The sequence below is a fragment of the Yersinia sp. 1252 StPb PI genome, assembly GCF_048593885.1.
In the GTDB taxonomy this organism is placed as follows: Bacteria; Pseudomonadota; Gammaproteobacteria; order Enterobacterales; family Enterobacteriaceae; genus Yersinia; species Yersinia enterocolitica_E.
The window spans coordinates 1-6991 of record NZ_JAZGQE010000216.1 but is presented as its reverse complement, the minus strand read 5'-3'; the positions used below and the strand labels follow the sequence as shown (position 1 = coordinate 6991).

Here is a 6991-nt window from a genome sequence, read left to right as displayed (position 1 = left end):
TCAGTTGAAGGTATTGACGACCTCAATGCTCGTCTAAAGGGAATGGGGCAGTTTGCGCGTGAAGGTGTGCAGTTTGTCGGTGATATGGTGCCCCCGCTAAAAATGGTTGGTGAGATTGGCAGCAAGGTACTCAGGTTTGGTGCGCTTGGCGCTGTTGGTTATATTGGCGTCAAAGCCGCTCAGGGGTTAAGTGCGGCTGCTGATTCGGCCTATTCGCTTGATGTGGCGGCTAAAAATGCCGGTATGTCAGTTGATAATTTTAGCCGTGTTAGCGGTGCAATGCAGATTTTGGGGGTAGATAGCGACACTGCTCGCCAGTCTGTTGAAGGGCTATACAAGACGTTTAATGACACTTTGTGGGCACGTAACGATGTGACACAGGAGTTATTGGCTCGGAACGGCATTGTCATTGAACGCCTCAAAGATGGCACGGCAGATGTCTATAAAACGCTGGACAATGTTGCCAAAATATTCCCTAAACTTTCGCCCCAAACTCAAAAGACTTTGGCTGATGCCTTAGGGTTTGATGCTCCTATGTTGGTATTAATGCGGGAAGGTGTCAGGTACAAAGAATTACTGGCTAAATCGGATAGTTTTGGCTTAACGGTTGACCCAAAAATTAATGCACAACTGGTTGAATTGAATGCTCAGTTAAAGGAGGCCAGCGCCGCGCTTGATGGGTTGATGACCAAAGGAAAAATATGGGCAGCCCAAAAACTTTTACCTGATGAAAATATGGTCAAAGGAAGTGCTGCAACTCAGCTTCATGATATGAAGATGCGCGAGAACGATGATGAAAACTCGTTTGCACATGGTGATAAACAGAAAGATATTCTTCATCGGGCGCGAGTAGACGATAAATTCAAAGAGACATTATCGTTTAAAGAGAAAGCCTATTTAACGTTTGGATATCCAGATAAGGATTTTACCCAAAAATTAAATGATCAGTACGGTGCGGACTGGGAGACGCAGGAAAAGAAACGGCTTGAGATAGAAAAACAAAAAAACGTCGCTCCCGTTAAATCCCCCTACATACTCCCCGGCGAAGATCAGCAGCAAGCGAGACTAAAACAGTTAGAGTCACAGTATAACCTTCCTTCAACCCTACTTGATCGGGTTTACCTGAATGAATCTAACCGAGGTAAAAATCTACTATCACCCGCAGGGGCACAGGGTCCATTTCAGTTTATGCCGCCAACCGGTAGAGATTATGGCTTAAACTCGATGGATGACCGAATGGACTTCAATAAATCCAGCGAAGCCGCAGCCAAGTATCTTTCTGACTTGCTTAAAATGTTTGATGGGGATGTCAATAAGGCCGTTGCTTCTTATAACTGGGGACAGAATAACGTTAAAAAATATGGGCTAGAGCAAGCTCCTGCCGAAACTCGCAATTACCTACAAAAAATAATGCCGGGCTTGCCTGCCATTCATCCCCAACCAGGCGAGTTAAATACCAGTACCTCTGATATCAACGCATCACCGCCAATATCCATTAACTCATCCCAGCAAAGTGGGAAAGACATTAATGATATCACCCAAGGTATTGGTGGAGATAAGTCAGAAATTGAAATTACGCTGATCACTGATAAAACAGGGGAGCGTCAGAAAATAACTGCGCCAAAGGGGGCGAAAATATCAACATCAATGAGTTACCCGGCGTAATAAAGTACAACCATCAACCTCGCTTCTGGCGGGTTTTTTTATTTTCAGGGGGCGTAAATGTCACTGATCAGCAATACACTTTCTGATTTATTAGGTACTGGTGGTGATAGTTGGCAATGGTCTGAACACCTGCATCCCGCATCTTTTCGTGGTGTTCCTTTTGCTGTATTAACTGCTGAGGGTGTTTTTGGTCGTCGCCAGGCCATTCATGAGTACCCTTATCGAGATACTGCGTGGATTGAGGATTTAGGCCGTGCTACTCGCCGCCTGACTATCCGTGGTTTTCTTATTCAGAGTAGTGGCCTTTATAACGCGCCTGACGTCATGACCCAGCGTGATTCACTGATTGCTGCCTGTGAAATGCCGGATGCGGGAACATTAGTACACCCAACGCTGGGTGAAATGACGGTCAGTATTCCTGAAAGTGGTCTTCGTCTGAATGAAGGGGCTGAGTCAGGGCGGGTTTTTGAATTTACGTTGACCATCATTGAGTCAGGTTTACGGGTGTTCTCTGTTACCAGTTCAGCAGATGCCGTTTCGTCTATTCAGTCGTCATGGTTTGGTTTGGCGTCCAAATCCGTTGCGACATTTATCGCCACGGTAAAAGGCGAGATCCGCTCTGTCACTCAAACCATCAGAACGCTGAAAAGTACGGCTGCATTCTGGGTCAATATGGTGAATTCAACGACCAGCGAGGCAACAAACCTTGGGAATATGCTCCGCTCTACATTAGGCCGGGATCGTTATGGCCGCTACAACCACGGCACGGTTGGCGGCAGCGTGTCGGGTGCGACTGCATCCATTAGTACACAAAATGACACGGCCAATCTATCCGCGCTGGTGGCACAAAGAATGGCGGTATCAGTTGAGGGGCGGGAGTCAGTCAACAAGGCCACGGAGGCATTACGAACAGCCGCTACAGTTGAAGGGCATGCCAATGCTGCTCTTGCGGTCGTGAATGCCATATTGGCCAGCGGAGCCAGTACCCTTGACTTAATCCGTATGATGCAAGAATTAACGGAAGTTAATGACAATACTTTTCGACCCAATCCCAGTGACAGCAATACCGCAGCCGCCAGCTACCAACTTATTATTGTGTTGTGCGCCGGTGCGATGGTGTTTGCTGCTTCGCAATATCAACCTGAAAGCTACGACGATGCGGTCGATATATTGACGCGGGTCTGTGATGTGGTAGACAGTGCGGCGCTTTCTGCGGCTGACAGGGGTAATGACGAGGTATACCAGGCACTAAACGACTTGCGCGGTTCAATCGTCACGCTGTTACAGCAGACCGGCGCGAACCTGTCTCGTGTTGAGACCGTCAATTTTAACCGATCACTACCCGCGCTTAATCTTGCCAATCGGCTATATCAGGATGCACAGCGGGGTGACGCGTTGGTGAAAATGGCTAACCCCGTTCACCCGGCATTTATGCCTGTCCGATTTAAGGCGCTGAACTCATGAGTGATGATTTGACACTACGCATTGGCAATAAGCTGATTTCCGGTTGGGATAATATACGGGTCACGCGCAGCATAGAGCGGTTACCTAGCGATTTCAGCCTGTCATTGATGGACCTTTATCCGGGGAGTGACAATCAACAGTGGGTTAACCCGGGAGACGCCTGTGTCGTTAATTTGGGGGATGATGTTGTTCTCACAGGCTACATAGACCGCTGGGCACCGATGATCAGTCGTAATCGCCGCGAAGTGAGGGCGACGGGACGGAGTAAGTGCCAGGACTTGGTTGATTGCTCCGCAGAGTGGCCAAACAATGTGATCAGCCAATCGACAGCGCTACAGATAGCTCAACGGTTAGCGATGCCCTACGGCATTACGGTGTCCAGTGATGTTACCGACCTCGATATTGTTCCCCAATTTACATTGAACTGGGGGGAGTCCTCTCAGGAAATTATTGACCGTATCACGCGCTGGGCGGCATTGCTGTATTACGATCTACCCGATGGCAGTTTATATCTAACTCGGGTGGGTACGCGAAAAGCAGCCAGCGGGGTAGCGCAGGGCATCAATATTGAAGACGCCGCGTATAACTCGGGAATGGACCAACGATTTTCTGACTATATCGGCGTTTCGATGTCTGTTAGTCAACTTCAGGAGCAGGTTCAGGATGCGGGATACGGTTCAGTTACGTTAGCTCGCAGTCGCGATCCCGAAGCAGCCCAAATGCGCTATCGAAACCGCATTATCATTGTTGAAAGTACCATGAAAGCCCTAAAACTGGCTCAGCAATGTATTGATTGGGAAATGAACCGCCGTTATGGACGCTCTAAAGAGCTGTTGGTGACGGTCGATAGCTGGCGGGATAAAGACGGAAAACTGTGGGAACCTAACACGCTGATCCCCATTGATTTACCTGTTTTTGGTTTAAAGGATGAACTCTGGCTGCTATCGGAGGTGACTTACCTCAAAGACGATCACGGCACCGCCGCGCAAATGGTCCTGATGCCCCCCGAAGCCTTTACCGTCCAACCTTATCAGTTTTATTCAAATCTTATGGAGTTAAACCAGTAATGAGCGACTCAGGGCAACTCGCCAAGTTATACCGGCAAATAAAAATGATGATCGGGGTAGGGCGGGTGACGGGCAGCAATGATGGTGGCACCGTTCAGACCGTCCAATATCAAACCCCTTTAGAAGTTCGTAGTGATACCCCGAGGCTGGCTGAGTTCGGTTTTTCATCGGGACTTCCCGCCAATACTGATGTGGTTATTGGTTTTTTAGGTGGGGACAGGTCAAGTGCAGTCATTATTGGTTCAAATCATCAGTCTTTTCGTCATACCGGACTCAATACGGGTGAAACGGTGATTTACTCGCAATGGGGGCAATACGTCAAGTTAACTGAAACTGGCATTGTTATTGAGGCCAATGGTCAGCCGGTCACGGTCAATAATGCCACGGAGGTGACGATTAATGCTTCGGATAAAGTGCGGCTAAATACCCCACTACTGGAAGTCAGCGGCAATATTGTCGATAACGCGGACAGCAATAGCACCACACTGAAAACCCTGCGCGAAGCCTATAACACCCACAATCACCAACTTAAAAATGTTCAGGGTGGTAGCTCGACATTAACCAGTGAAGTGACGGGCAAGGTGGTTGAATGACAACAGATATCAAAACAGTCTGGGAACCGGACAAATTGCTGGGCGACTGGCAAACCGGCAGCGGTGGGTTGCTGGAGGGTGATGATTTAGAGACTGCCATTTTAATTAGCCTGTTCACGGACCGGTTGGCCCGTTCTGATGACGCTATCGACGGCGACGATCGGCGCGGGTGGTGGGGTGATACCGGCTCAGAGTATTCGATAGGCTCTCGTTTGTGGTTGCTTCGCCGCGAAAAACTCACGACTAAAGTCGCGTTAAAGGCTGAGGACTACGCCAATGAAGCCGTAGCTTGGTTACTTGATGACGGTGTAGTGACCGCAATAAGCGCCAATGCTCAGATAATGTATCCCAACCGACTGAATCTGATCATCAGCTATCAACAACCGGCTAAAGCACAGGCTTCAGTTAAATTCTCATGGGTATGGGAGACCTAATACATGCCATTTAATCGCCCCACATTAAGCGAACTGCGCCAGCGCAACCTGTCTTATATTCAATCAGAACTCAAGACGGGCGGTAATTTATTGCGCTTCTCCAATATCGGTGTGATCAGTGATGCTGATGCCGGAATGGCGCATTTACATTATGGTTATCTGGATTATATCGCGCTGCAATCCACGCCTTATAATGCCACTGACGAATATCTTGGCGCGTGGGCCGCGTTGAAAGATGTTTTCCGCAAACCCGCCAACCCTGCAACTTCTCCTGCCATCGAATTTAGTGGCACTACAGGTCGTGTGATTACCGCTGGGAGCCTTTTAAATCGGGCCGATGGTTATCAATATCGCCTCGATCATGAGGTAACTCTGGGGGCTAGTGGTACAGCCACCGGTTCAATCACTGCTGTACTCCCCAGTGTATTAGATGACACTACTGGCGGCGGTATTGCGGGGAATGCGGATGCCGGAACGTCTCTTACACTCGACGTTGCAATTGATGGTGTCCTGTCAGTGGCCACCGCAACAGTTAAGATATCTGGCGGCGCTGATATTGAGTCAGAAGATGCTTTTCGTTCCCGTATGTTGCTGGCCTATCAAAACACCCCTCAAGGCGGTAACGATACTGATTATCGCGGCTGGGCATTGTCAGTACCAGGTATTACTCGATGCTGGGTTAAACGCCGCTTACAGGGGGTTGGTACGGTTGGTATTTATATCATGTGCGATGGCAATGATTCTGGCGGCTTTCCTGTTGGGACTGACGGCGTATCTCAGCTTGAAGAATGGGGGGCGGTGAAAGCGACCGGCGATCAGGGTCGAGTTGCAGATCATATCTATCCCTTACAGCCCATTATCGCCATCATCTATGTTTGTGCGCCGGTTGCCGCGCCCGTGAATTTTGTTATCAGTGGCATTCCTGCGGCATCCAGTGAAACTACCACGGCAATAAATACGGCTATTGATGAGGTGTTTTTTACTGAGGGTGAGCCGGGCGGTAAAATTCTGCTGTCGTCACTGCTGCTGGCCATCGGCGATGTGACAGGGACCAGTGGTTTTATTCTCGACTCTCCGACGACGAACATTCAGCTTGAAACCGGTAAATTACCTGTCCGGGGCACGGTGACCTATCCATGAGCCGTTATTCTGTGAATGAATATACCGCAGCGCTTCAAGCACTGATGCCGGGCGGGTTGGTTTGGCCACGGCAACTTAACGGTGTTCAAGCCAGTACGTTACGCGCACTAGCTCGATCCTTCCAACGCAGTGATGAGGATGCCCGTGATCTGCTTGATGCGGCTTTTCCCTCTACAGCAACGGCAATGCTGCCTGAATGGGAAGCGACGCTTGGTTTACCTGATTTATGTGCGATAGGTGAGATTGACAGCATTATCCAGCGTCAGCGGGCAGTGGTGTCGAAATTGTTTGGCATTGGTGGTCAGTCTGTTGCTTATTTTATCCGTGTTGCTGAGGCATTAGGTTACACCATCGCAATAACCCAATATCGGCAAGCCTGTGCCGGGATGTCCGTGTGTGGTGATGCTTTAAACGGTGACGAGTGGCCTTTCACCTGGCTGATTACCGCACCAGAAACCACCATCAATTATGCCCATTGCGGTTTAACTTATTGCAGTGATCCCCTGCGTTCGTGGGGAAACAAGCAGCTTGAATGTCGATTAACCGTATTGAACCCTTCTCATACCATCCTTAAATTTGGCTACGTTAGCTAACTAATCAATATCTATTAATTTAAAGCGCCTTTCCT

The 6991-nt window shown here is 49.0% G+C and carries 7 protein-coding genes; all 7 read left to right on the top strand.

Features of this window, described 5'->3' with window-relative positions:
* The coding region (locus V2A85_RS20860; RefSeq protein WP_420072253.1) for a transglycosylase SLT domain-containing protein at positions 1-1665 on the top strand (1665 nt) is incomplete at its 5' end.
* Between the two features lie 57 nt (positions 1666-1722).
* Positions 1723-3129, top strand: coding sequence for a DNA circularization protein (locus tag V2A85_RS20855; RefSeq protein ID WP_420072252.1), 1407 nt, complete (start codon positions 1723-1725; stop codon positions 3127-3129).
* Complete coding sequence (locus V2A85_RS20850; protein WP_420072251.1) at positions 3126-4196, top strand: phage baseplate assembly protein; 1071 nt, start codon at positions 3126-3128, stop codon at positions 4194-4196. Before V2A85_RS20855 ends, V2A85_RS20850 begins: the two co-directional genes overlap by 4 nt.
* Positions 4196-4789: a phage baseplate assembly protein domain-containing protein gene (locus tag V2A85_RS20845; protein ID WP_420072250.1), complete on the top strand. Its 594-nt coding sequence runs from the start codon at positions 4196-4198 to the stop codon at positions 4787-4789. The genes V2A85_RS20850 and V2A85_RS20845 overlap by 1 nt, the downstream gene beginning before the upstream one ends.
* Positions 4786-5223: a phage GP46 family protein gene (locus tag V2A85_RS20840; RefSeq protein WP_420072249.1), complete on the top strand. Its 438-nt coding sequence runs from the start codon at positions 4786-4788 to the stop codon at positions 5221-5223. Before V2A85_RS20845 ends, V2A85_RS20840 begins: the two co-directional genes overlap by 4 nt.
* A 3-nt stretch (positions 5224-5226) precedes the next feature.
* The gene (locus tag V2A85_RS20835; protein WP_420072248.1) at positions 5227-6363 is read left to right on the top strand and encodes a baseplate J/gp47 family protein; all 1137 of its coding nucleotides are present in this window, start codon (positions 5227-5229) and stop codon (positions 6361-6363) included.
* Positions 6360-6956, top strand: a complete 597-nt coding sequence (locus tag V2A85_RS20830; RefSeq protein WP_420072247.1) for a YmfQ family protein — start codon at positions 6360-6362, stop codon at positions 6954-6956. Before V2A85_RS20835 ends, V2A85_RS20830 begins: the two co-directional genes overlap by 4 nt.
* Positions 6957-6991 lie beyond the last annotated feature (35 nt).

Excerpts from the sequence above, each read along its gene's own strand:
- V2A85_RS20855 (WP_420072252.1), top strand. The coding sequence starts at position 1,723 with ATGTCACTGATCAGCAATACACTTTCTGATTTATTAGGTACTGGTGGT.
- V2A85_RS20850 (WP_420072251.1), top strand. The coding sequence starts at position 3,126 with ATGAGTGATGATTTGACACTACGCATTGGCAATAAGCTGATTTCCGGT.
- V2A85_RS20845 (WP_420072250.1), top strand. The coding sequence starts at position 4,196 with ATGAGCGACTCAGGGCAACTCGCCAAGTTATACCGGCAAATAAAAATG.
- V2A85_RS20840 (WP_420072249.1), top strand. The coding sequence starts at position 4,786 with ATGACAACAGATATCAAAACAGTCTGGGAACCGGACAAATTGCTGGGC.
- V2A85_RS20835 (WP_420072248.1), top strand. The coding sequence starts at position 5,227 with ATGCCATTTAATCGCCCCACATTAAGCGAACTGCGCCAGCGCAACCTG.
- V2A85_RS20830 (WP_420072247.1), top strand. The coding sequence starts at position 6,360 with ATGAGCCGTTATTCTGTGAATGAATATACCGCAGCGCTTCAAGCACTG.